This window comes from Fibrella forsythiae, from assembly GCF_017353175.1.
GTDB lineage: Bacteria > Bacteroidota > Bacteroidia > Cytophagales > Spirosomataceae > Fibrella > Fibrella forsythiae.
This window is the reverse complement of sequence record NZ_JAFMYW010000005.1, coordinates 50,553-76,347: the sequence shown is the minus strand read 5'-3', so window position 1 is coordinate 76,347 and position 25,795 is coordinate 50,553. Positions and strand designations below refer to the sequence as shown.

The 25,795-nt window shown below is 52.9% G+C and carries 22 protein-coding genes; 4 read left to right on the top strand and 18 right to left on the bottom strand.

Annotation, left to right across the window (positions count from 1 at the left end; all coding sequences use genetic code 11):
- Window positions 1–12: 12 nt before the first annotated feature.
- The 15 genes from J2I46_RS16810 to J2I46_RS16740 all read right to left on the bottom strand — a co-directional run bounded on the left by J2I46_RS16810 (window position 13) and on the right by J2I46_RS16740 (window position 17,609).
- On the bottom strand, window positions 13–1,221 hold the full coding sequence (locus tag J2I46_RS16810) for a glycosyltransferase (RefSeq protein WP_207330219.1): 1,209 nt from the start codon (window positions 1,219–1,221) through the stop codon (window positions 13–15).
- 96 nt (window positions 1,222–1,317) lie between these two features.
- A complete protein-coding gene (locus tag J2I46_RS16805) occupies window positions 1,318–2,769 on the bottom strand; it encodes an O-antigen ligase family protein (RefSeq protein WP_207330218.1) in 1,452 nt (483 codons plus the stop codon).
- Between the two features lie 114 nt (window positions 2,770–2,883).
- Window positions 2,884–3,789 carry a glycosyltransferase family 2 protein gene (locus J2I46_RS16800; protein ID WP_207330217.1) on the bottom strand — a complete coding sequence of 302 codons (906 nt, stop codon included), beginning with the start codon at window positions 3,787–3,789 and terminating at the stop codon, window positions 2,884–2,886.
- The gene (locus J2I46_RS16795; RefSeq protein ID WP_207330216.1) at window positions 3,786–4,958 is read right to left on the bottom strand and encodes a glycosyltransferase family 2 protein; all 1,173 of its coding nucleotides are present in this window, start codon (window positions 4,956–4,958) and stop codon (window positions 3,786–3,788) included. The genes J2I46_RS16800 and J2I46_RS16795 overlap by 4 nt, the downstream gene beginning before the upstream one ends.
- 227 nt (window positions 4,959–5,185) lie before the next feature.
- Entirely contained in the window at window positions 5,186–5,698 is a 513-nt protein-coding gene (locus tag J2I46_RS16790; RefSeq protein WP_207330215.1) for a YdeI/OmpD-associated family protein, read from the bottom strand.
- Between the two features lie 131 nt (window positions 5,699–5,829).
- A complete protein-coding gene (locus J2I46_RS16785; protein ID WP_207330214.1) occupies window positions 5,830–6,321 on the bottom strand; it encodes a VOC family protein in 492 nt (163 codons plus the stop codon).
- A gap of 181 nt (window positions 6,322–6,502) precedes the next feature.
- On the bottom strand, window positions 6,503–7,669 hold the full coding sequence (locus tag J2I46_RS16780; protein ID WP_207330213.1) for a glutathionylspermidine synthase family protein: 1,167 nt from the start codon (window positions 7,667–7,669) through the stop codon (window positions 6,503–6,505).
- 128 nt (window positions 7,670–7,797) lie between these two features.
- The gene (locus J2I46_RS16775; RefSeq protein WP_207330212.1) at window positions 7,798–8,433 is read right to left on the bottom strand and encodes a Cj0371 family chemotaxis-regulating polar lipoprotein; all 636 of its coding nucleotides are present in this window, start codon (window positions 8,431–8,433) and stop codon (window positions 7,798–7,800) included.
- A gap of 210 nt (window positions 8,434–8,643) precedes the next feature.
- The gene (gene uvrA / locus J2I46_RS16770; protein ID WP_310589049.1) at window positions 8,644–11,499 is read right to left on the bottom strand and encodes an excinuclease ABC subunit UvrA; all 2,856 of its coding nucleotides are present in this window, start codon (window positions 11,497–11,499) and stop codon (window positions 8,644–8,646) included.
- A gap of 170 nt (window positions 11,500–11,669) precedes the next feature.
- The gene (locus tag J2I46_RS16765) at window positions 11,670–12,590 is read right to left on the bottom strand and encodes a bestrophin-like domain (RefSeq protein ID WP_207330211.1); all 921 of its coding nucleotides are present in this window, start codon (window positions 12,588–12,590) and stop codon (window positions 11,670–11,672) included.
- Between the two features lie 126 nt (window positions 12,591–12,716).
- Window positions 12,717–13,325: a DUF1684 domain-containing protein gene (locus J2I46_RS16760; protein ID WP_207330210.1), complete on the bottom strand. Its 609-nt coding sequence runs from the start codon at window positions 13,323–13,325 to the stop codon at window positions 12,717–12,719.
- A 52-nt stretch (window positions 13,326–13,377) separates the two neighbouring features.
- Window positions 13,378–15,519 carry a PASTA domain-containing penicillin-binding protein gene (locus J2I46_RS16755; protein WP_207330209.1) on the bottom strand — a complete coding sequence of 714 codons (2,142 nt, stop codon included), beginning with the start codon at window positions 15,517–15,519 and terminating at the stop codon, window positions 13,378–13,380.
- A gap of 112 nt (window positions 15,520–15,631) precedes the next feature.
- Complete coding sequence (locus tag J2I46_RS16750; protein ID WP_207330208.1) at window positions 15,632–16,021, bottom strand: FtsL-like putative cell division protein; 390 nt, start codon at window positions 16,019–16,021, stop codon at window positions 15,632–15,634.
- 57 nt (window positions 16,022–16,078) lie between these two features.
- Complete coding sequence (gene rsmH / locus J2I46_RS16745; RefSeq protein ID WP_207330207.1) at window positions 16,079–17,038, bottom strand: 16S rRNA (cytosine(1402)-N(4))-methyltransferase RsmH; 960 nt, start codon at window positions 17,036–17,038, stop codon at window positions 16,079–16,081.
- Window positions 17,039–17,117: 79 nt separating this feature from the next.
- The gene (locus J2I46_RS16740) at window positions 17,118–17,609 is read right to left on the bottom strand and encodes a hypothetical protein (protein WP_207330206.1); all 492 of its coding nucleotides are present in this window, start codon (window positions 17,607–17,609) and stop codon (window positions 17,118–17,120) included.
- A gap of 228 nt (window positions 17,610–17,837) precedes the next feature.
- On the opposite strand from J2I46_RS16740, the gene J2I46_RS16735 reads away from it, so the two are divergent.
- The 3 genes from J2I46_RS16735 to J2I46_RS16725 all read left to right on the top strand — a co-directional run bounded on the left by J2I46_RS16735 (window position 17,838) and on the right by J2I46_RS16725 (window position 22,725).
- The gene (locus tag J2I46_RS16735) at window positions 17,838–19,091 is read left to right on the top strand and encodes a peroxiredoxin family protein (RefSeq protein ID WP_207330205.1); all 1,254 of its coding nucleotides are present in this window, start codon (window positions 17,838–17,840) and stop codon (window positions 19,089–19,091) included.
- A 157-nt stretch (window positions 19,092–19,248) separates the two neighbouring features.
- The gene (locus J2I46_RS16730) at window positions 19,249–19,833 is read left to right on the top strand and encodes a YceI family protein (RefSeq protein ID WP_207330204.1); all 585 of its coding nucleotides are present in this window, start codon (window positions 19,249–19,251) and stop codon (window positions 19,831–19,833) included.
- Window positions 19,834–20,073: 240 nt separating this feature from the next.
- Window positions 20,074–22,725, top strand: coding sequence for a valine--tRNA ligase (locus J2I46_RS16725; RefSeq protein ID WP_207330203.1), 2,652 nt, complete (start codon window positions 20,074–20,076; stop codon window positions 22,723–22,725).
- 72 nt (window positions 22,726–22,797) lie between these two features.
- On the opposite strand, the gene J2I46_RS16720 is transcribed toward J2I46_RS16725, so the two are convergent.
- Window positions 22,798–23,547, bottom strand: coding sequence for a carboxypeptidase-like regulatory domain-containing protein (locus tag J2I46_RS16720; protein WP_207330202.1), 750 nt, complete (start codon window positions 23,545–23,547; stop codon window positions 22,798–22,800).
- Between the two features lie 203 nt (window positions 23,548–23,750).
- On the opposite strand from J2I46_RS16720, the gene J2I46_RS16715 reads away from it, so the two are divergent.
- Complete coding sequence (locus J2I46_RS16715) at window positions 23,751–24,557, top strand: mechanosensitive ion channel family protein (protein WP_207330201.1); 807 nt, start codon at window positions 23,751–23,753, stop codon at window positions 24,555–24,557.
- 72 nt (window positions 24,558–24,629) lie between these two features.
- Here J2I46_RS16715 and J2I46_RS16710 read toward each other — a convergent pair whose 3' ends face one another.
- Window positions 24,630–25,352, bottom strand: coding sequence for a hypothetical protein (locus J2I46_RS16710; RefSeq protein WP_207330200.1), 723 nt, complete (start codon window positions 25,350–25,352; stop codon window positions 24,630–24,632).
- A 117-nt stretch (window positions 25,353–25,469) separates the two neighbouring features.
- Window positions 25,470–25,709: a type B 50S ribosomal protein L31 gene (locus J2I46_RS16705; protein ID WP_085411487.1), complete on the bottom strand. Its 240-nt coding sequence runs from the start codon at window positions 25,707–25,709 to the stop codon at window positions 25,470–25,472.
- Window positions 25,710–25,795 lie beyond the last annotated feature (86 nt).

Below are 25,795 nucleotides of genomic sequence, written 5' to 3'. Positions count from 1 at the left end.
ATTGTCACAGACCTACGCTACTGCCAGCTTCTCAAAAATGGCTTCGAACTCGTCTGCCCGATGGGCCCATGAATTGGCGCGGGCCATATCGACGCGGGCCTGAATACGGTCGGGGGCGTTGTCGGTAAGGGCGTGGCGAAGGGCGTCGGCGAAGGCGTCGGGCGTATCGGCCAGTTCGATGATGCCTGCAAAATCATTGAGGATCGAGAACGGCGTTGACACGACCGGCAGGCCGCCAGCCAGATACTCATTGATTTTCAGAGGATAGATCGTGTACGTATGCGCATTGCACACAAACGGAATCATGGTAGCCGATAGCCCGGCAAGCAGCGGCGGCAAGTTGGCAGGCTGGTGCGGCGGCGTGAACAGAACGTTGGGGAACGTACCCAGCCGCTGCGTAATGGCCGGTTCTTTAATTTCACCGATGAACTGGAATGTCACGTCGGGCATCGTCCGAACGCAATGTTCCACGATATCGATATTCACCCGGTCGTCGGCCGTGCCGAGGTAACCAACTACAGGGCGCTTCGGATCTGATAGTGGGGATGGTGCTTTCTGCTCAATCAGCTGACGTACCTGGCTGAAAAGCGGAAAATCTACCCCGTTTTTTACGCAAAAGGTATTTGGCTGACTTATCGCTTTAGACTGCCGCAGCGCTTCTGACGTCGTGATCACGCCATTGACCCGTTTCATGTACTCGGGCTCGAACCGCCCCCCGTGTTTACTCATCCACTTGGCAATGGTAATCTCGTCGAAGCAGTAATAAATGGTGCCCGCTTCATTGAGTTTTCCCAGCATGGCCAGCCCTAAAACGGGATGCATACCATTGATAATCAACGGATTTTTGAAGTCGATTTCGTGCATAACCCGCCGTAGCCCGGCAATCAGACGGCCAGCGTTAACCCTCAGCAGTTTATCATGAAGAGCAGGAGGCAGAAAATTGATCGGCAGCATAACGGGTGGCTGCCAGACATGAACCGTACTGCCTTCCTTGCCTTGTCTGGTTGTCAGTGGGTTTTCAAGCCTGAGCATAGACCGTACGGGTACGTTTTTCTGCCTGCCCAATGCGCCCATGATCAGATCTTTTGCCGTATGCTGATAGTCGACATACAATACGCGGCGGCGCACCGATAGTTCACACATGAGTTGAACTACGGCTTTCTGAAAGTCGCCTTCCCAGGTTGTCTGACCTACGCAAATGATACTATCGAATGGAGGCATAGATGAGTTTACTGTTTACCGTTTACTGTCTTCTGTTGCGCTGCTAGTCATTGTCGCGATCCATAGGCAGCGCAACAGAAGACAGCAAACGGTAAACTATTTTTTCTTCTCCCACCGGTTGGCCGAGGCGAAGAGCATGGAGTTGATATACAGCATGGTACTGGTTGGAAACTGCCCCAGAATTGGGTTGGAGTAGCTCACGACGCAGATACCGATGAATTCGCAGAGGAGAATGAGCATCATCGTTGTCAGCCACGGGTCTTTTAGCTGCCAGAGCTTCCAGATTCCCGTCATAATAATACCAGCCAACACAAACAGATAAACACTAAGCCCCACAATTCCCGTTTCGATCCAAAGCTGAACGTACCAGCTATCGGGCGGGATCTGCGCCGCCCAGTGCCAGGGCGTAAACCGAACCCCCGCCCCCGACGAACTACCGATACCGGTACCAAACGGCAAATCTGCCAGATAGGCCTTCAAGCGGTTCTGATTTTCTAACCGAACCAGAAACGACTCATCCTGCGTGGGATGTAGGGCCGTACGAATACGGTAAATCTGGTAAACGCTATCGCCAATGTGGGTGAAATACAGGATGCACAAAATCGGAATGCCTACTGCAGCACTGTAGATGATGGGCTTCAGTTTTTTCTGAAGTACCAGAAAAGCGCCAAACCCACCTACGAGTACAAAAAGAGCCGACCGTGTTCCTGATACGGCAAACCCCCAGAAGATGACAAGGGTCAGGCCCAAATAGATGAACCGATAGAACCAGTTTTTCTCGGCCATGAACAGGATAATGCAGATCAGCGTAACGCCCGCCATCTCCGCCCCAAACTGCCCTGCATCTGAATAAAACGAGAAGCTGCGTAGTTGCCCCCATAGAATGTGGGTACGTGCACCGCCCGCTGCCAGCCAGTTTAGTTCAGCCTGTTCAAGGTCGCGAAGGCCGATAGCATGGCCATACTGTTGCTTGAAGCCCCAAATGGCGGCTATCACCGACCAGACGATCCAGGTCCGGATCAGCAACCACACGTCGGTGCGGGTAATGGGGTTTACCAGCACGATCAGTGACAGAAAAGACCAGCTCAACGAAAACGAACGGGCATGGTAGAACCAGGCAGGCGGATAGGGCGAATCAGGGTTGAAATATTCGAGAATGGTGTAGAACAACCAGAAAAGAACCAGATAAAAAGCCGGATTTTTCAGTCGATGCCAGTCCATCCGGCTGGCGTTGAGCAGCGTACCGGCGAAGGTGAGCACCAGCAGCCCATCGAGGCCGAGGCCCACCTGAATATCACCGTCCAGGAAGCGGGCGGCACCAATCATAAAGCTCAGGTTCGCATAGATATACACCCCGATTTTCGGCTCCAACAACACAGCGACCAACGTAGCAATGCCAACGGGTAGCCCGATAACCATCAGCCCGCCCATAACGCCGAACCTGGCAATGAGCACACCCGCCAGTAGAGCCAGCACAATACCCAGCACACCGTATATCCACGGATTATAACGCCAGCGGCTGGTCAGTATGGAAAGTTGTTCGCGCAAAAAAACAGTCAGTTTACAGTTTTCTGTTTACTGTCTTCTGTTGCGCTGCTAATCACAGTCGCGCTCCGTAAGCAGCGCAACAGAAGACAGTAAACAGAAAACTGTAAACTTTTTTTACACCGCAGAAGCCGTGCCATGCTGCAGGTTCCAGAAGGTTGCTTTCAGAAACGCGCTGGCATGCGCGAAGCGGCCTTTAACTACATACGAAGCTACGTGTTTAGGTAGTACGGCTACCATGAAAAAGCCATAAAAAACCCATCGTTGCACCAGCGAACCATGACGCCGAATAAAAAGAATGCGGTTGCGGGTCAGGTAATAGGTACGGATGGTGCTTTCGCGGCCCACCGACGCCGACTCTTTGTGCCAGATGGTAGCCGTGGGCTGATACTGGATCAGAAAGCCTGCATTACGAATCCGTTGCGACCAGTCGAGTTCTTCATAGTAGAGAAAAAAACGATCGGCAAAACGGCCCACCCTGTTTACTACCGCCCGGCTGACGAGCATAGCGCAGCCATGGGCAAACGGCGACGTACCTGGCTGATCGAATTGCGGGCCATCGGGCTGGTTGAAACCAACGAGGTGTGCCGTACCGGTGAACATGTTCATGGGGCCATACCCCGCAAACTGCACCAGATTGGGCGCGTCGAAAAAGCGGATTTTCGGGCATACCACGCCTACCTGCGGGTTTTCCAGAAACGGCTTGATCAGTTCCGTCAACAGGTTTGGCTCCAGTTCGGTGTCGTTGTTAACGATAAAAAAGTAATCCCCCTTCGCCGCATCGATACCGAGGTTGTTGCCCCCCGTGAAGCCCATATTCTGCTCACTTCTGATAAGCCTGGCAAACGGATACTGGTTCAGATCAAGCTGCGTACTGAGCGCCGGTGACGAAGCATTATCAACCACGATTACCTCAAACGCCGGGTACGTTAACCCCCGCGCCGACTCGAGAAACAGCCGGGTCATTTCGGCCTGGTTGTAATTGATCGTGACCAGCGAAATAAAAGGAACGGCGGGGCTCATGCGTTGTGGGGCGTGTGCATGAACGATTTAAAGGCCTTCCGCATGTTGAGCAAGGCCCGCCCAAAGCTGATCATCAGGGTGAAGACCACGCCCAGGTCGCGAATGGAGAGGCGCTTCCAGAGATAACCGGGAATCGATAGCGCCATGCTGAAGCATAATGCCAGTAGCAAACTAACCGACAGCAGCAGCGAAGACAGGTGCCCGATGAGCAGGCAAAGCAGCGTGACGATTAGCAGAATACCGAGCAGCAACACTTTCGGCAACGCCATTTCCTGCACCAGTTTGATACCGCTAAGCCATTGACCAGCCAGCAGATTGCGCATACCGGGTTTGAAATAATCGGCCACAAACTGCCATTGTGCGGCGATCCAGCGCGTACGCTGGTGCTCGAAAACGGCCCGTTTGGCCACTTTCTCATCGTACACATACGCTTTTTCGAGGTAGCCGATCTTGTGATTGCCAACGGCCAGTTTCATGGCCAGTTCCTTATCAAAGCCGCCAATGGTAGTCAGGTTATTCATGGCCGCTTTCATTAAACCCAGATCTATGGCCATACCCGAGCCAATGATCGTGGCCGAGACGCCCGCTGCCCGGTAGCCTTTACGGGTAATGTGGTTATTGATTTCTTCGCTAACGGCATCAAGTACGGCCACACGCGTGTTCGTATTCTTGGCCACCCGGTGCCCCTGTATGGCCTTCCAGCCCTGCGCAAAAGCAGAATTGACCCGGCTCAGAAAATCGGTAGCCAGGTGATTATCCGCATCGGCAACTACCACAATATCGTAGTCGCCAGCCGACAACGTACCCAACGCGGCGTTGAGGGCTTTGGTTACGGTTGACACCTCGAATGAAACGGGCAGTACCCGAACGGGCATCAGGGCGAGCGCATCGAGCGTGTGTGGCTGAAATGAATCGGCAATGACAATCAGGTCGTAATGAGTGTCGGGGTAGTCCTGGTTTAGATTGGCCTGTACGGATTCTAAAATGACAGCATCCTCTTTATACGCCGGCACCAGTACCGCAATCCGTTTTTTCGGCAGATCGGCCGCAGGTGGTACATCGTCGGCCCGACCGAGGCGGCCCAGAATGGCGTAAAATAGGTAGTGTAGTGTATTGAGGACCAGAAAACCGAAAAAGAGGCTAACCAATAGCCAGAGAACTGTTTGCATGAGAGTAAACATATAAGTCATTTCCGAAGACCTTATATGTTTGGATGTTCAGCTATTTAGACGCAAAAAAAGCCGTTCAGTAACACCAGCTGTAAGATGGGTTGTTTTTGGCAGGATTAATACCGCCCCTACTCTGGATCGACAGCGTTCTTCTTTGTTTGAGCGACACTAGCGCGAGCACAAAATCCTGTCAATATTCTCCAAAAAAGGTCGTCAAGAAAACCGATCTACTCCTCCTGCTTCTTGTAGTACCGGATCATTTCGCCATAACCCATTCCCATCGAAAAACCCGTGATGGCCTGCGCAATACGTTTCGCCTTTGTTGGTGCCGTTTTGGCGCTCTCGATCCAATTGGTGTAATACCGCTGGTGCCCCGGTGCCAACGAATCGAAAAAGGCCTGCGCAGCCGGGTCGTCGGCCAGGCACTCCAGCAAGTCGGCCGATTGGGTAAATGGCTCGTCATCGACCTCAAGCGTGACCTGCACCGAGGCGCTCTCTTCCTTCCGAATAGCCCGGCGCATGGTGGTATTCACAACCAGGATAAAGGTATCGTCGCCCATGGGCAGTAGCGCAATCTGCCGGATCGGGTGTGCGTCGAGTGTACCTTTCACCCGATAGGAGGTGCGCTGGCCGGGTTTAAGGGTTTCGGTTAAGGCGAGTGGTATCTTAATGTATGTCCAGCCCGTTTTTTCGCCGTTCCGGCCAAATTTCAGTAAAGTAGCTTTAAACGTGATAGGCATAGGTGAATGTCATTACGCTGCGCTGTCATTTGTTGTCTTTCAATGTCATACGTCGTTGAGCAATGAATGACCATCCAATAACGCCAAAGGCAAATGGCCATTAACGACAGCGAAGCGTAGTGACCGTTCAGTTATTCTACTTCCGTCATCGAGCGCCAGATTGACTTGGCCGCCGACTGAAGAAAGCCGGGGCCTTCAGATTTGCCTTCGTTGAATTCAAACACATACCCGTCGGGGTCTGAGACAAACAGCGACGATTTGCCGCCTGTCTGCAAATTTTGCCGGGTAGCGGTAACACCCCGCTGTCGAAGTTGCTGCTCCGTTTTCCGTAGTGAGCTAACCAGTAAGGCTATGTTCATTCCGGTTGATCGGCTGGCTTCGGGACGACCTTCAACCAGTCGAATTTGCTGGCCACTGCCAATATCGAACCAGGCTTGTGAACTGGCTATACCGCTGGGAACCGCTACGGCTTTCAGACCCAGCACGTTATTGTAAAAAGAGATGCTGGTTGCCAGCGATTTTACGGGAAGCACTACATGACCATACCGTTGAATACCCAGCCGTTCCTGACCGACCGCCAGCAGCGAAACAAACATTAATAAGACCGTCAATCGTTGTTTCATGCGTTGGAATTATTTCGTTGAGCAAGTTAGCGGTAATGCAGGTACGTTGTCGATACCACCACTTTGCAAATAACAGATGCTAAAAGGGTACGTACCCGTTGCATCAATGAACGGTGGATTTGTTGATTGGTGGACTGGTTGATTGGTTAGTCAGTCGTACAATCATTTGCCTTACAATCAACTACTCAACGATATGACCAACAAATTGCGCGGTGTTATCGATCACGGCTCCACCCCGCCGGAAGCCCAGGCCGCACGCTTCGCCCGCGAAAAAGACGCCTGCCTGATACTGGTTACCGGCCGCATCCTGCGGGAAATCAACGTATTGCTGGTAAATCGTATCCTGGTCACCGTAATCGCCATCAACGCTTTGCGTAACTTGACCGGTGGCGTCGAGAATACGAACGTTGGCTCCTTCGCGCCCGAATAAAACTTTCTCGACCGACGCTTTTCCCAGCAGTGGTTCGGTGGTCGTTTCAAGCAAAAGCGGGCTCTCCGGAAACAGTTCCCAAAGCACTTTCAACATGTATTTCGACTGAAACAGCAGCGCATAAGCCGGGTTCAGAATCACCACTTTACGCTCCTTCACCAGTTGCGTCAATATCGTTGCGAGTTCGGGTTCGTCATGACCGATATATTCCCAGGGAATCAGTTTGAACCAGAAGTCGAAGCGGGTAAATGTTCCATCTTCAAAGCGATAAATGCCTTCGGTGGCCGAAAATTCAACCTCATCGATATAGGCGAATGCTACCTCAAAACCAGCTTCGCGGGCGGCCTCGCCCAACAGGGCTACGTTGGCGTCGTCTTCCGGTGAGTCGCGCATGGCCGAGAGTAAGATCGTTGGCGTGAGGTCGTCGTTTTGCGCTTTTATTTCCTCAAATTGAGCCACCAGTGCTTCAAAAACAGCATTAACCTGCTGGCTTTCGTCGAGACCATTGGCTTTGAGGTGAGCGTACTGAACCACCGCTGTTTCGGGTAAACAAGTGGCTGTATCGGCGTTGAACTCGATCAATTTAACGGGCGCATCATCGATGCCACCGGCCAGATCAAACCGGCCGTAGAGCAGAATATTCCGGTCATCGTCCCACGAATGGCGGATGATGTCGATCAGATTGGCCGGAATGCCGAGTTCGGCAAACCGGTCCTGATCAATCACGTGCTGCCCTGCCTCGACCAGCATTTCGAACAGGCGATTGGCCGCTTCGGCATAGCCCATTGCCTGCTGCACGTTGAGCTGTACAACTTCATTGGTGAGGTAAGGCAGGGTGTCGGTGCCCAACATCCAGTCCCAGCCAATCTGCCGAAGTTGCGCATCGGGCGATTGTGGTAGCGATTTAAGAGAAATCATTCGATTAGAAAGAGGGAAAACTAACGTTGGGTACGTTGCTGGTAACTGGTAGGGGGATTGGATCAGTTATTCTGGCTTTGAGGTACCCCCTTCAGGGCGGGAGCTACCCCAAATAGAAAACAAAAAAATTACCCTGAAAAGCCTCTACCACCAGAGCCACGGCTGAAAAATCCGCTACGGCCACCTGATGGGCGACTAGTTACCACACGTGACGAGGTAATCGTTCGGCCAAGTTGCTGCGAGCGATTATAGGTATTCTGGTTCGTGTAAAAACCCGAACTGTAGCGTTGGTCGTTATAGTTCGGCGCTGTACTCCGGCCCAGCATATAGCCCATGCCCCCCCACAGCAGCGCGTTGGCAAGGCCATTTGAGTGGTGCTGACCATACGAACCGGGATCATTGAAATACCGGCTCGTCGATGGATCATTCTGCACCAGTTTCCGGGCCGCTTCCACACTCAGCGTGTCGGAATGACCATCTTTATACTTCACAATTGCCCCTGATTCGCTTGGCTCGGCTTCGGTCTCGTCAGTGATTTTGAATTCGCCGGGAGCCGTTTCCGTAATCACCGACCGAACGCCTTTTTTAAAGGTAACGGTTTCTTCGGCGGGGCCATCGCCATAGCTGCCCCCCGCCTCGTCGGACCGGTTATTACCACAGCTTTGCAGCATCACGGTTCCGTTGAGGAGGGCAATGGTGAGCGTGGTGCCCAAGGTTATGTCTTTCACACGCCGTAACAGCGTGCCTTGTTTGAGTATGGTCATGAGTGTTAACGGCCTGTATGTGTACACTAAACTACAATCAGCCAGTGCTGGTTGCAAACCGCTTTCGGGCAGGCGGTTCCCGGGCTGTGCAAACGTTAGCTTAGCTGGGTGAGTGGGGTTGGCAGCGTACCTGTTACTCGACCATATTATCTTTTTTGTCATCCCGCCTGCCGTCGGGATGACAAAAATCCTCAACACGACAAAGAGCGTTTACCCCGCCAACTCCATGGCCAGGAACTTACCGGTATAGCTGCCTTTGGCTTGCGCTACTTTTTCGGGGGTGCCTTCGGCGATGATCGTACCACCTTTGTTGCCTCCTTCAGGGCCGAGGTCGATCACGTGGTCAGAGACTTTGATCACGTCGAGGTTGTGTTCGATCACCAGCACTGTGTTGCCTTTATCGACAAGCTTTTGCAGCACGCCGAGCAGTAGGGCAATATCCTGGAAGTGGAGGCCCGTAGTGGGTTCGTCCAGAATATACATCGTCTTGCCCGTATCCTTCTTCGACAGTTCTTCGGCTAGTTTTACCCGCTGGGCTTCCCCACCCGATAGCGTCGTGGCGTGTTGGCCGAGCGTGATGTAACCCAGACCCACGTCGCTAAGCGTCTGTACTTTACGGATGATCTTGGGTTGGCTCTGGAAGAAGTCAAGCGCTTGCTCAACGGTCATGTCGAGCACATCGGCGATGGATTTGCCTTTGAAGCGTACCTCCAGCGTTTCGCGGTTGAAGCGTTTGCCTTTGCAGGTTTCGCAGGGTACGTGCACGTCGGGCAGGAACTCCATTTCGATCTTCTTCATGCCTGCGCCTTCGCAATCTTCGCAGCGTCCGCCTTTCACGTTGAATGAGAAACGGCCCGGCTTATAGCCCCGTATTTTGGCTTCAGACAGTTCGGCAAACAGCAGACGAATTTCCGAGAACATACCCGTATAGGTAGCCGGGTTAGAGCGCGGGGTACGTCCAATCGGCGATTGGTCTACCTCGATCACTTTATCCAGAAACTCCAGCCCTTCCACGCTCTTGTGCGGCATCGGCTCGCGCTTTGACTTGTAGAAATGGCGGTTCAGCACCGGAAACAGCGTATCATGAATCAGCGACGATTTGCCACTACCCGACACGCCCGTGATGCTGATCATACGACCTAGCGGCAGTTTCAGCGTGGCGTTTTTCAGGTTGTTACCCGTTGCACCTTTGATGATCAGAAATTTACCACTACCCTTACGCCGTTCGGCAGGTACGTCGATGTTGGTTCGGCCACTCAGATAATTGGCTGTGGTGCCGCCTTTCTGAATGAACTCGGTAGGGGTTCCGTAGCTGACTACCTGCCCGCCATGCCGACCCGCACCGGGACCAATATCCAGGATATAGTCCGATTCGAGCATCATGTCTTTGTCGTGCTCAACGACTAGTACGGTGTTACCCAGATCGCGCAGGTTCTTCAGCGACTCGATCAGTTTTACGTTGTCGCGCTGGTGGAGGCCAATACTTGGCTCGTCCATAATATACAGAACACCAACGAGTTGCGTACCAATTTGCGTAGCCAGCCGGATGCGTTGCGCTTCGCCGCCCGACAGCGTTTTCAGCGACCGGTTCAGCGTCAGGTAATCCAGGCCAATGTCGACCAGGAAGCCGATGCGCTTGCGGATCTCTTTCAGAATCTCTTTGGCAATGGTATTCTGCCGGTCGGTCATCCGGCTTTCTACGTCAACGAACCACTCGGCCAGTTCGGCAATGTCCATGTTGGCCAGCTCGGAAATATTCTTCTCGGCCACCCGGAAATACTGTGATTCTTTCTTCAGGCGCGCTCCATTACATTCCGGACAGGTATTGACAACCAGAAAATCGCGCAGCCATTCCTGTATCTTCTCGGAACCCGTTTCCTGCTGCCGTTTCAGGAAGTTGACGATTCCCTCGAACTTGAAATTGTAGTAATCTTCCCCCGGATGCTTTTTCGACGGAACTGCCGCTTCTTCTTCCGTGCCATGCATCAACACATGCAGCAGTTCGGGTGGGTATTTATGAACCGGTGTGGTCAGGTTCATCTTGTATTTTTTCAGGATAACCTCCACTTCCTTGAAAAACCACAGTTCACGGTATTCGCCCAGCGGCGCAATAGCTCCCCGACTAATACTCAGCGACTTATCGGGAATGACAGACTCTTCGGTGATCTCTTCCACCACACCCAGTCCCTGACAGGTAGGGCACCAGCCGTAGGGCGAGTTGAACGAAAAGGAGTTGGGCGATGGCTCGTCATAGCTGATGCCCGATTCGGGGTCCATCAGGTTTTGCGAGAAGTAGTGCAGCTTGTCTTTGTAATCGAGCACCTGAATGGCCCCTTTTCCCTGCTTTAACGCCGTAGCCACCGACTGGCTCAACCGGAAACGATCTTCGATCGTCGGAATCAGCCGGTCGATCACAATTTCGATGTCGTGGACTTTATACCGGTCGACCTGCATCTTGGGCACAATGTCCTGAATGACGCCATCGACCCGCACTTTGGTATAGCCGAGCTTGGCAATCTGTACGAACAGTTCGCGGTAGTGTCCCTTCCGACCGCGAACAACCGGAGCCAGCAGCGTTGTTTTCTTGCTGGCGTGTAGCTCCAGCAGCGTATCCACGATCTGGTCCTGCGATTGCCGAATCATTTTCCGACCCGTCACATACGAGAACGCTTCACCCGCCCGGGCGTAGAGCAGGCGCAAAAAGTCAAAAATTTCGGTAGTGGTTCCAACCGTCGAACGGGGGTTCTTCGAGGTCGTTTTCTGCTCGATGGAAATCACCGGGCTCAGGCCGTTGATCTTGTCGACGTCGGGCCGCTCCATGTCGCCCAGGAATGAGCGGGCGTAGGCCGAAAAGCTTTCCATATACCGCCGTTGGCCTTCGGCGTAGATGGTATCAAATGCCAGCGACGACTTGCCCGATCCGCTGATGCCCGTTACGACAACCAGCTTGTTTCGGGGAATAGAAACGTCGATGTTTTTGAGGTTATGTTCGCGGGCACCGAGCACGTCGATCTGCTCATAGCCGGTTAATTGTACGTCGGTCAGCGGTGAGCGATCAGACTGGATCGATGGCTCGGCTGTTGGCGTAGTATGGTTCGTTTGTTGTTCCTGCGTCACGTGTTGCTCATTGGCCCAAAGCGGTAGGGCTATTCCTAAGATCAACACCCAATGAGCGGGGGGAGTTTCCGGCCAATTTTATTTGTGCAGGATTGCTGCTCAGGTACGTTGTCTAAGCGCTACTTAACCGAGCCAGCACCGTTCAGAAGCGCGCCGGGGCTGATAGTACCAGGATCTGGTGGCGCGATGACCGACGAACTGGGTTGGTTACCCATCACGTTTTTCAATACCAGTTCGTACGACTCTGATGTCACGCTGACGTCGCCCCAGTACGGATGGTCGAGCGCGGCCAGCAGAAACACCAGCAGGCCAATCATACCCGCCAGTAAACCGGTCATGCGAGCGTGGACCCAGAAGTTTTTCAGCGAAAAGTAGTAGGAAGAAATCAGCGTGATAATGGCACCGATCAGCACGACCGACCACAGAACCCCTGGCACACTGCCCCGCACCGACTCGATCCGCTGGCGACGCAGTTCAACCATGTTGTTGAAGGCCCGCACGGCTTCGGTATGAATGATTTCCTGCCCCGTCGTTTCGGGTTCGGTATTAAGCAATTTCTCCTGAAAATTGGTCAGTAGCCCAGCCTCACCGTCGCTGATTCGTCCCCGCCGTTGGATGGGCCACGACTTATTGATGATATAAGCGGTGTAGTCTTTCAATAACTGCCGAAGCTGTTGCTGCTCAGGCTGTTTGTAGCCGCTCAGGTCTCGGTAGAGCACCGTTATTGTGGCCGCCTCGTTGGACGCGATGGAGGACGCCTGCGAAAAATTGCTCCAGGTAGCCACGGTTATCAGGCCAAGCGTGAGGCCGTAAAGGACAGTGACCGACGAGAAAAACCAGCCAATAGTGCCGTTATCGAGTAGCAGGGCCAACTCGCTTCGGTGAATACGGCGATGAACAAACCCAAGGCCGATCAGCGCGGGGACCACAAACACCAATACAGTGAGCAACCCGAAAAGCCAGGTTGGTAAATCATAGAGCCAGAGCATAGGCAACAGTACATCGTCGACCGAACGCCCGGTTTCATCGTTCGTCAGCATAGGTTCGCGTATCCATAACAACCCCAGGCTTGGGGTGTAGGTACGTCTCCTGTAGAGACTAGCCTTTCTGGCAGATGTTTTGTAAAGCGAGTTTGAGGCAGTACATCGGAGCCTCTGCACCAAGGGCTAATGTGTGCCACCGTAGGTCAGTTCACCCGCTTTTATGGGTATAACCAGGCGGTTGGCCGCGGGTGGAATCGGGCAGGCATAGCCTGATTTATAGGCACAGTACGGATTATAGGCTTTGTTGAAATCGAGCACGAGTCTGCCGTTCTGAATTTGCCCGGTCCGAAGGTCGAGATATCGCCCGCCGCCGTAAGTTTCTTTGCCGGAAGTGGCGTCGGTGAAGGGCAGGAATAAGTAATCGCGATAGAGCGGGTTATTTGCCAGGCTTAGGCTTCTATACACCGTTAACTGGCAGGGTTTCCTGTTAATGACGAACGATAAGGTAGCATAGGGGACTTCGGTCGCTGTTCTGTTAGCCATCGACGTAGGCAGATCGACCGGCACGGAGCCGGGGGTACGTTGCACGGTAGCCGTAACGCGATAGGTAGAGTCGGCCGGATAAAAACGAAGTAACGATACAGCCTCCTTCGATTGTAGCGGGCTGCTTTTTGTACTCAGAAACTCAGCTTTATACTGCTCCCGATGATCGGCAATCTGCTGATCAAACGGCGTTTGCGCAAAGGCTGGCAGCCTGAAGAGAGCGAAAAGAAGGAGGTGATGTAAACGCATAGGTACGTAGTTTTTGTGGCTGCCGTCGGCTCAATAGGTAGTTCATCTACGACTACTCACTCCCTTGAAGAGTCAAGGCAATTTGCCGGTTAGTCGTTACGGCCTGACCAGGTTCCAGCGACTGCCCAACTACTTTGCCATGCCCCTGCGCAATGACGTGGAGCCCCCGGTTTTCGAGTAATGGAAGAGCATCGCGCAGGGGTAAGCCCCGTACGTCTGGAACACGATCTTTCCGGACGGGGATGCTCTGCCATGATCCACCCGAACTACGACGTACCCAGCCCTCGGCAGCGGGTTGACTGTCGATGTTCAGTTCTGAACCGATCGTGTGCAGATCATCGGCATAACCGGCACTAGCCAGCATGGCGCCCTGCGGACGAGAGGTAACGTTCTTGCGAACCCGCATCGGCGCATGAATGTCGATGTCGTACGCGTAAATTCGGTCGGCTACTTCCTTGAAAACCGGAGCCGACACGCTACCGGCATACAGCAAATTGACGTTTTCGCCGTGCGGATTGTCCACCATCGTCAATACGCTGTATTTAGGTTTATCGGCGGGAAAATAGCCGATGAATGAGGTATAGTAACGCCCCTTCTGATACAGCCCGTTGACGATCTTCTGCGCGGTACCGGTCTTCCCTCCGATCGAATAATGTGGATTCTGAATGTTGCGCGCCGTGCCGTGGGTGACCACACCCTCCAGCATTTTCTTCACCAGCCGAATAGTTTCGGGTTTGGCAATCGGGTTTGGTGAAATGTACGGTTGCGTTTCCTCAACCACTTCACCGGCCAGTTTCACCTGCTTTACAAGCATGGGACGTACCCAGTGCCCGTCATTGGCCACGGCGTTGTAGAACGACAGCATCTGTAACGGCGTCAGTTGCATCTCGTAGCCGTACGACATAAACGTAAGCGATGTTTTGCTCCAGCCCTTCATGTCGGGGTTACGCATAATGGGCGGCGCTTCGCCTTTCATATGAATGCCTGTTGGCCGGTTCAGATGGAATTTGCGCAGGTACTGGCAGTACAGGTCGGGGCGGGCGTAGAAGTAGCTCTGCATCATCAGGTGAATGCCTACATTCGATGATTTTTCAAACACCTGCTGCGCCGTAATACTACCCGACGCCCCCCCTTTCGAATCGGCCACTTCAACGCCATGATACCGAACAGCCCGGTCGCCGGTATGGATCATTTTGTTCGGAGTGATCGCTTTTTCTTCCAGAAGCGCCATCATCGTGGCCAGCTTGAATGTGCTGCCGGGATCAGTACGGCCAGCCAGGGCGTGGTTGAAATTCTCGACATACCCATCACCCTGCCGGGTGAGGTTGGCTAGTGCGCGGATCTCGCCGGTCTGTACGTCCATCACGATCACGCAGCCCTTATCAGCATTGTATTTGTTCAGGGCGTTTTTCAGGGCCGTTTCGGCAATATCCTGAAAATTAACGTCCAGGGTTGTATGCAGGTCCAGGCCAGGTTCGGGTTTCATATCGGGGCCATCGTCAACGGGCTTTTTTACGCCGCCCGCCAGTACTTCTACCAGACCCACCGCGTTTTTTCCGGCCAAAACGGGCTGAAATGATGCTTCAAGGCCCATTTGCCCCTGCATATTCTTCGGGTTCAGGTCACCAACGGTTCGGAGTGCCATTTGTCCATAGGGGTGATACCGCTCATAGTAGGCCCGCAACCCGCCGCCCCGCGCCGAGAGTTTTTTGGTGGCCCGGAAGAAAGGCCAGGTTAACATTTTTTGCCGTTCAACAAACGAAATACGCCGGTGATTGAGCAGCAGGTACTTTCGGCCACTTTGCCGGGCCGCCCGAATCAGACTCGTGTATTCATTCGCCGATTTATCGCGAAACAGCCCCGACAAATGATGACCCAGCGAGTCGACCTTACTATTGAAATATGCGTCTTTGGCCACGCGTGGGTCTATACCAACCTCGTAGGTTGGTAGCGAGGTAGCCAGCAGGCTTCCATCGCGGGCGTAGATGTCGCCGCGTTTAGCCCGTAGCGTATCCTGCCGGATCTGAAAGCCTTCAATCCGGTCGTGCCAGTACTTGGCCGTTGTTTCGCCTTTTTTCTTGAAGGTGGCAAAGTACTGCATGTAAATCAGTCGGGCGGTAATGGCTGCGCCCAGCAACACCAAAAAATAGAAGGCGTGCCGCGACCGGATAAGGAATTCTTCTTTGATGTTCATGGGAAGGGAGTTCACTGTTTGCAGTTTGCTGTTTACCGTTGCGTTGCCGATTCAATAATACTTGCCTTAGCAGAGCAACAGCAAACTGTACACAGTGAACAGTAAACGTATTTTACTCGCTGACAATCAGTTTCGTTGGTGGGCTCTGGCTATCCAGCAGGCTATCGGCCAGAACGCGTTTACTGAGTTCAGATTGCTTGCTGCTGCGGGCCAGATCAGCTTCCAGCGTAGTGGCCTGGGCGCGAAGCTCGTCTACATCTGTGCGGGTGCGGTGAATGCGCCGGACGAGCCGTTCGGCGTTATGGTTCAGGCCGATGTACAGCACCAGCAACAGCGTTACCCACAGGATACGGTTGATGTTCCGGATGGGCCAGGAGTTGTCTGAACCAAAGAGCCGATCGAATCCCATCACCTCGTTAATCCAGATAGCGAGGCGGTTGGGCCTCCGTTTGCGCCGCGTTGGCTTCACTGGCGGCTGATGCTTGAATGTGTTGAGGGCCATGGGAAGGGGGGAGGAAAGAGAGGAAGGGAGGAAAGGGAGGACGGAATTGTAGCAGAGCTACCCTTTCCTCCGTTCTCCCTTTCCCGCTTCCTCCCCTTTTTCTGCTATTCTCAGTTTTGCGCTTCTGGCTCGTGGGTTACGGGCTACTTCGTCGGTGCTGGCTTCAATGGGTTTGCGTGTAACGGAGTGCAGGGGCTTTATTTCATTGCCAAAGAGGTCTTTCTCTACCTCGCCCGAGAACTTGCCTTTGTTAATGAAGTTCTTCACCAGCCGGTCTTCCAGCGAATGATAGCTCATCACCACCAGTCGGCCGCCGGGCGACAGCACCTCGGGGGTTTGTTCCAGAAACTCTTCAAGCACCTTCAGTTCGTCGTTCACTTCAATACGCAGCGCCTGAAACACCTGCGCGAAATACTTGTTTTCTTTCCCTCTTGGTGCACAGCGCTTTAACGCATCTTTCAGGTCGTTGATTGTCTGGATCGACTGGTTGGCGCGGCCCGAAACCAGCGCGGCGGCGGCGGTGCGGGCGTTGGTCAGTTCACCATACATGCCCAAGATGCGGTGAAGCTCCGCTTCGGGATACGAATTGACAACCTGCCTGGCGGTAAGGTCGCCCTGCTGGTTCATGCGCATATCGAGGTCGGCCTCGAAGCGGGTCGAAAAACCACGTTCGGGTGTATCGATCTGGTGCGACGAAATACCCAGGTCGGCCAGAATGCCGTCTACCTGCCGAACGCCGTAGAGGCGCAGGTAGCGTTTCAGGTTGCGGAAATTGGCGGCAATGAACGTCAGTCGGGGGTCGTCGATGGCTGCGGCGTTGGCGCGTGCGTCCGGGTCCTGATCGAACACCAGTAGCTTGCCGGCATTTCCTTTTGCATCGGGCACCATCGCGTTGAGAATTGCCCGACTATGCCCGCCGCCGCCAAACGTCACGTCGACGTAGACTCCCCCCGGTTTCAGGGCGAGGCCATCGATGCATTCGGCCAGCATAACGGGATTGTGGTACTCGGTAGTCATAGGGCGGGGGGTTAAGGCGGCTCGTTGAAAAAGCCTTATACAAACTTAGCAAAACCCGCTCACCCGACCAGCCCTATTCTTATTGTTGCGCCGAATTCATGCCCGAAATAATGTTGTCTTCTTTGAGCTTCCGCACAACTACGCGCGGGTCTAACGCATCCTGCCTGAAGGATTGAATGGATGTTAGACCCTTCCAAAAAGGGGTATGATCGGGCAGCGTTTGCATTTCGAGCACAACGTCATTTACGCTGGCAGCATACTTTCCCTGACTGATCAAGCCGCTTTGCCCAACGTTCAGGGTTAATATGACCTCACTGTTACACTCCTTACTCTTCGCCCGAATTAGTGAGTCTATATTTCCGAAAGCCAATGGACCTGCATCGACGGTACAAACAGCATAGTTTTTAGGAAAAGCCCGCACATACTGGGCCATGTAATTGGGCGAGGTGCGAGTCAGCTTTGACACCACCAGGATGCGGGTAAAGTCGGGTGGCGTGCCATTGATGTTGCTTTGAAAAGAGACACAACTGGCCAACAGGCTCACGAATAAGCAGTAAATCAGCAGTTTCATTGGTTGTAACAGGGTTATGTGATAGGGAAATTACCGTTTTACCAGATAGTCAATAGATTGACGTTCAATGAAAGTTGACTAGATGCTATAGTATTGATTATGTGCCGTTAGACTCAGAACGTTACTGTAAAGTTTAATCCATGAACATTTTTTCTACGTGAACGGGAAAGACCTGTTTTGCTGTTGCCCATGTTGAAAAACAGAGCATAGCCGTTAAGCCGGTATCGCATGAAAAATCGACTGACGCACGTCGTTACGACCTTACTTATTATACCCTTTCTGGCAAACTGCCAGTCGGCCACAACGGTGAAAACGGGCGTATGGCGGGCTACCCTGGAAACGAGCGGTGGCCAGCTTCCTTTTGGCCTGGATATTAAACCCGCCGCGCAGGCGGGCAAATACACGGTATTCGCTATCAACGGAGCCGAGCGCCTGCCCATGGACGAAGCAACGCTTCAGGGTGATACCCTGCGCATTCCGATGGGGCTGTTCGAGTCAGAACTGGTGGCGAAGGTGGATGGCGATAAGCTGACCGGAACGTGGCGGAAACGGCGCGTGAAAGATCAATATCAGATCGTCCCCTTCAGCGCCCGGTTCGGCGAAGCCAGCCGCTTCAACGTACCTGCGGGCGTCTCCCCTACTAGTGACCTGTCGGGCAAGTGGCAGACAGTGTTCCGGGCCGAAGGAGGCGACGGCACACCGGGCGACACAACGGCGGCCGTAGGTGTATTTGCGCAAAAAGGGAATGAGGTGACAGGTACGTTCCTGACCCCTACCGGCGACTACCGATACCTGGCCGGAAACGCTTTCGGTGATAGCTTGCTCCTCTCCTGCTTCGACGGTAGCCATGCGTTTCTCTTCAAAGCAAAACGCGGACCTAACCAGACGTTAACGGGCGTTTTCCATTCCGGCCCAACCTACCGCGAAACCTGGACAGCACGCCTTGACCCCAAGGCTTCGCTGCCCGATCCGGCCAGGCTAACGTACCTGAAACCCGGCCAGAAATTCACGTTTGCCTTTCCAGACGCCACGGGTAAAACCGTTTCGCTGAACGATCCGCAGTTCAAAGGCAAAGTAACCGTAGTGCAGATTATGGGGTCATGGTGCCCGAATTGTATGGACGAAACCAGGTTTTTGGCGCCCTGGTACGCGAAAAATAGGGCGCGCGGCGTTGAAGTGGCAGGTTTAGCCTTCGAGAAAACGGCGGATCTGGCCGAGTCGGGGCCAAAACTGAAACGGATGAGCGAGCGGTTCCAGATTCAGTATCCCGTGTTGCTGGCCGGTATCAACGATAAGGCCGAAGCGGCAAAATCATTACCAGCCCTGAGCAGCGTAGTGGCCTTTCCGACAACGATCTTCGTGGATAAGAAAGGAACGGTGCGCCATATTCACACGGGGTTTGCCGGGCCGGGAACGGGGATTTATTACGATCAGTACGTAGGTGAATTTAACCGGCTGATCGATAAACTTCTGGCCGAATAATTGCTTAGGCTTCGCCGGTTGCCGCTTCAGCCTTGAGCAGTAACTGTAGATGAAACAAGTTTGTACGTCGGCACATGAAACTTATGTATCGACACATATTTTTTTCTATCAGAAAGTAATCCGTCTTTTGTTCCAGAATCTAACTTCTTTTAATCGCATGAAATTTTTACTCCTCCCCGTAGCAGCCCTGCTGACCCTGTCGGCTGCCAATGCACAAACCTGGAATGTTGACAAGTCGCACTCTCGGGTTGGTTTCACGGTTACTCACCTTCTGCTCTCAGAAGTTGACGGTAACTTCAAAACCTTCGACGCAAAAATCACGTCGGCCAAAGAAGACCTGTCTGATGCCGTTATCGAACTGACTGCCGACGTTAACTCGATCAACACCGACAGCGAGCGCCGCGACGGTCACCTGAAAAGCCCTGATTTCTTCGATGCCGCTAAATTCCCAACCCTGACCTTCAAGAGCACGTCGTTCAAAAAAGTAGAAGGCAAAAAATACAAACTGACGGGCGACCTGACCATGCACGGTGTAACGAAGCCAGTTACGCTCGACGCCTTTGTAACGGGTCCCGTTAAGATGAAAGGTATGGGTGGCAAAGAGCAGGAGAAAGTAGGCCTGAAACTGAACGGTACCATTAAACGGACCGACTTCGGTGTAGGCACGCCAGGCGGTACTACCGTTAGTGAAGAAGTAGAACTGAAAGCTGCCGGCGAATTCGCCAAACAAGCTGCTCAGTAGTAGCTGGCTAATCCCGGGTACGTCCTCATAAGGCAAAGCCGATGCGTGAAAACGTGTCGGCTTTTTGCTTGTTGGTGTAGCTCTCGCCCCAAGGAGAGCCTGCTGGCGCTAAAGCATCCCTGCCCCATCGGCAGAATCATGCGCCAGCGGGCATCCTCCAGGGTAGGGATCTACGCCGATTAACAAGCTATTTATTCGTATTTTTGCGGCCTTAACGCGGCCCCGGCCCTACCAGACGGCATGATTGCAAAGACATATTCACCCACCGATATTGAAGCCAAATGGTATCAGTATTGGCTTGATAATAAACTGTTTACCTCAACGCCCGACGAGCGTGAGCCGTATACAATCGTGATTCCGCCGCCCAACGTAACGGGTGTGCTGCATATGGGCCACATGCTCAACAATACCATTCAGGACGTGCTGATTCGCAAGGCCAGAATGGAAGGGAAGAATGCCTGTTGGGTGCCCGGTACCGACCATGCCAGTATTGCCACCGAAACGAAAGTGGTGAATATGCTGAAAGAGCGGGGAATAGACAAAAAAGACCTGACCCGCGACGAGTTTCTGGCTTACGCCTGGGAGTGGAAGGAAAAATACGGCGGCATCATCCTGCAACAGCTCCGCAAACTAGGCGCCTCCTGCGATTGGGACCGGACCCGCTTTACGATGGACCCGGCCCTCTACGAATCAGTGATCGACGTATTTGTTGATCTCTATAATAAAGGACAGATCTACCGGGGCGTGCGCATGGTGAACTGGGACCCGCAGGGCCTCACCGCCGTGTCGGATGAAGAGGTGAACATGAAAGAGGTTCAGCAGAAGCTGAGCTACATCCGTTATGAAATTCAGAGCGACGGCGGCGAGAAGGAATATGTAACGGTTGCGACCGTTCGGCCCGAGACGATCATGGCCGACTCGGCTATCTGCGTGAACCCGAACGATGAACGCTATACCCACCTGCACGGTAAATCCGCCCTGATTCCGCTGATCAACCGGCCCATTCCAATCATCACCGACGAGTATGTAACGATGGATTTTGGCACGGGTTGCCTGAAAGTGACCCCTGCGCACGACCCCAATGATTACGAACTGGGCATCAAACACCGTTTGCCCGTCATCGATATTCTGAACGACAACGGGACGCTGAACGAGAAAGCCCAGATTCTGATCGGGAAAGATCGGTTCGTTGCCCGGAAGGAGATTCTGAAGCTGCTGGAGGAATCGGGTAATCTGGTCAAGACGGAAGAGTACAAATCGAACGTAGGCTTTTCGGAGCGGACCAATGCCGTTATTGAGCCGAAGCTGTCGTTGCAGTGGTTCCTGAAAATGCAGGACATTGCCAAACCAGCTCTCGACGCCGTCATGACCGACGATATTGCGCTGGTGCCGCCCAAGTACAAGAACATGTACCGCTCGTGGATGGAACAGCCCCACGACTGGTGCATCAGCCGTCAACTGTGGTGGGGTCAGCGTATTCCGGCTTTCTACATGCAGGATGGTACCGTCATCGTGGCCAAGAACAAGCGCGAAGCCCTGCGAAAGGTGCAGCACGAGAAACTGCTCTTCGCCATGACCGAAGCCGATCTGACCCAGGACGATGACGTACTCGATACGTGGTTTTCGTCATGGCTCTGGCCTATCTCGGTATTCGATGGTATTCGCTACCCCGACAACGAAGAGATCAATTACTATTACCCGACCAACGACCTCGTTACAGGCTTCGACATCATTTTCTTCTGGGTTGCCCGGATGGCAATGGCGGGCTTCGAGTTCCGGGGAGAGCGGCCGTTTAAGAACGTATACTTCACGGGGATGGTCCGCGACAAGCAGGGCCGGAAAATGTCGAAGCAACTCGGCAACTCCCCCGACCCGCTGGTGCTGATCGATCAGTTCGGCGCCGACGGCGTACGGACGGGGATGCTCTTCAGCGCTGCGGCCGGTAACGACTTGCTGTTCGACGAAAAGCTCTGCGAGCAGGGCCGTAATTTCTGCAACAAGATCTGGAACGCCTTCCGGCTGGTGAAAGGGTGGACGGTATCCCCCACCGCGAAAGCAGGTGACAGTCTGCCAATTCAGTGGTTCGAAGCTAAACTGAGCCAAACGCTGATTGAGATCGAAGATCATTTCAGCAAGTTCCGGATTTCGGATGCCCTTCAGAGCATCTATAAGCTGATCTGGGATGATTTTTGCTCGCAGTATCTCGAACTGATCAAGCCGACGGAATACACAGAAAAAGACGCCGACGGTAACTACAGCGGTATCATCGACGAGGCAACATACCTGGCAACGATCAATTTCTTCGAGCGGCTGATGGCCCTGACGCATCCGTTTATGCCGTTTATCACCGAGGAAATCTGGCAGGATATTCGTGAACGTCAGCCTGGCGAAAGCCTGTGTACGGCCACGTTCCCCAAAGCAGCATCGATCGATACGGCTATACTGGCTGATTTTGATACGCTGTTCGAGATCGTAACCAGCATTCGCAACATCCGCAATGCCAAGCAGATTGCGCCAAAGGTAGAACTGCCGCTCTCGATCCGTACTGCCACGCCCGACCGGTTCAAAGCGCTGGAAGGCTTGATCCAGAAAATGGCAAACGTACCTGCCATCGAGTATGTATCGGAGAAGCCGGAGAATGCGACTTCATTCCTGATTAAAGGCGACGAATTTTACATTGATCTGGCCGATCAGCTAGACGAAGAGCAGGAAAAAGAGAAAGCACAACAGGAATTAACGTACCTGATCGGTTTCCGCGATTCGGTGTTGAAAAAACTGTCGAACGAACGGTTTGTGGCCAACGCAAAAGCCGATGTGGTCGAGCGCGAACGCCAGAAAGCCGCCGACGCTGAATCGAAAATTGCGTCGCTGCAGGCGTTTTTGCACAAGTAGGAACGAGACGTATCAGATGTGACAAAAAATGCCCAATCCGTTGCTGGTTGGGCATTTTTTGTAAAATGAATTTCACCGTTTCCCAGTTAAAAACTGCCAGAGAGAGCGTCGTTTAGGTTGCTCCTGCCGGGTAACTACCAGGCCACCGCCAACAATAGTACGGCTTGGTACAGGGGCGTATACGGTGATAAGTAGCGGTGCTTGTTCCTGCCTGGTCGACACATTGATATACTGCCGATTGGAATAGATAATGCCCACCCGAATTGAATCCTCTTTCTGGTCGTCTGCGTAAACAGGTAATCGGAATCTGCCGTCACTATCTACCGGTACTGATACGCCGGCCGATTCATGCTGCACAACAATCTGGTTGTACGGTTCCCCATCCTCATCAACGACTTGTCCCTTTATGTAAAATACTGGTTCTGGTCTTATCAGAGGTCGTTGACTATTAACCAGGGCTCTTCTAGGCTGAATGGTAGCTGGTTGTGGAACAGGTATACTTGGGGCTGCCTGTCCCCTGGCCGTCTGCCAGCCCAGCACAAGGGCCACCGCCCAACGTACCCAGCCACCATTTCTGGCTTGTTCTGAACGTACCTGAACCTGCTGGATACGTCTCTCTAACTGATCGGTACGGAGTCGGCCACAGACTGCTTCGCCGGTATACGTTGCCAGCCAGTTGGCCAGTTCACGATCCGAGAACGTTGATAGATCATGAACCGTTTTTTGGCACAATTCGCAATGCCGTCCACCGCTCACGGCAGCCATTTGCTCCCAAGACTCAGGGCAGGGCGAAGGAATAGAAATCAGAGCGGATTGTGGCATACGATAGGCATTTAAAGCAAGGTATAGCAATTCCATTTCTGATACATTAAGTCTTCTTTAATGGCCCCGACCACGGCTGTTGCCTTTGTGTATCAGTCTGGTACAACCGCAAGTCCAATACAAACCTGTAAGTATGTAGTACCCCCGTTACTTTGATCACTTGTTAAAGTCAAAGTCACAAACCACCATTTCACTACATACTTATGGATTTCACTAAAATTTCGGATCAGCTCCTAACGCTGGTAACGCTCTACGGCACTAAGCTCCTGCTGGTTGTTGTCACGCTGATCGTAGGTCTGTGGATCATCGGTCAGCTGGTTAAATTTCTGTCGAAACTAATGAACAACCGGCACGTCGACCGCGACGTGCAGCCGTTTCTGCTGTCACTATTCAGCGGACTATTGCGCGTATTATTGCTGTTAAGCGTAGCCAGTACGCTGGGGCTCGAAACAACCTCGTTTGTAGCCATCATCGGCGCGGCAGGGCTGGCAGTTGGGTTGGCCTTACAGGGAAGCCTCTCCAACTTCGCGGGGGGCGTATTAATCCTGATTTTCAAGCCATTCCGGGTAGGCGATCTGATCAGCGCGCAGGGCTTTACCGGTCATGTCGATGCCATTCAGATCTTCAACACCATCCTGGTTACACCCGATAACAAAACCATTATCCTGCCGAACGGGCCATTGTCTACTGCGCCCATCACGAACGTATCAACGCGTAACCTGATACGGGTCGATATGACATTTGCCGTTGGCAATGATAACGACCTCAATGCTACCCGGGCTTCCGTGCAGAAGGTCATCGACGCTTGCCCGTATGCGCTGAAAGACCAGACACATGACATTCTGGTCAATCACCTGAATGATAATGGCGTTGCCTACGATGTCCGCGTCTGGACCAAGCCCGAAACGTACTGGGAAGCGTATTACTATGTGCAGGAAAACGTAGCCAGCCAGTTCAGAACAGACGGTATTTCCGGTCAGAAAAACGCCGTGCTTATCAGGCAGGCCTGATTGCTGTTAGTCTATAAAAGCCGAAGGGACGTTCCTGAGCAGGAACGTCCCTTCGGCTTTTATAGACTGGCGTTACTTTTTATCAAGGCTAGTTGGCGTACCTGGTTTATTTACCGTGACAGCACCTACCCTCAACTGCAAACCAGGAGGTAACTGGATGACTGTGTTCAAGACAGTAGGCTTGAGCGTAATTGTAATGGGCGGGCGTTCCTCCCTGGTCGAAACCCATACCTGTACCTGAGAACCAAAATTGAGCAGCACTACATCGTTACGCTGGTCAGACAAATAGATCGGAATGGTAAAATGACCGGTTGAGTCAGATGCAAAAAGAGTCTGATCGTGGCCTTTCTTGATATGTACGGTTGCGGGCTTGCCGCCATCATGAATTACCTGACCCCGAATGTAGAGAAGAACGGAATCTGGCGTCATTACTGGCTGTTGGCTGCTAGCCGGAGCAACCGTTTGTGGAGCTGCGGTTTTAACTAGTAAGGCGTTTTGTGCGCGTGCTGTTTGCCAGCCAAGTACCAAAGCCAATGCCCAACGTACCCAGCCGCGAACGCCCGTTGGTGCAGCAGGCTGATTCGTATAAAGTGGCAAATCCAATTGATCGGAGCGGAAGCGCCCACAGGTGGGTCCGGTATGGTTAGCAAACCAGGCCACCAGTTCAGCATCCGAAAACTGGGTGAAATCATGAACTAGGCGTTGGCAGGATACACAATGCCGCCCACCAGAAACAGATTGCATAGCCAGCCATTCCTGCGTGCAGGCTGCCGGCATCGAAATCGATTGACTCATAATCTGTTTCTTACAGAGGTGTGTATGCGATGATGCAAATTGCACAAAAAAGCCTCGTTCCAAACGGGCGTAGTTTGGAACGAGGCTTTTTTAGCGAATCCGAAGAAACAGGGGCGCTTATTTGCCGTACTTCTTGCGGAACTTGTCAATACGACCAGCGGTATCGAGCAGTACGTTCTTACCCGTGTAGAAAGGGTGCGATTGTGAGCTAACTTCGATTTTCACCAGTGGGTACGTTTGACCTTCGAACTCCATAGTGTCTTTAGTCTGGACTGTTGAGCGCGTTACAAATTTGTAGTCGGCCGACATGTCGTGGAATACCACATCGCGGTACTCTGGGTGAATGCCCTTTTTCATTGTATCTATCTGATTATCTGCCAAAATTCGGTTTCCGTCCGAAAAGGACTGCAAAAATACGGGCTTTTTCGCTGACACACAACACT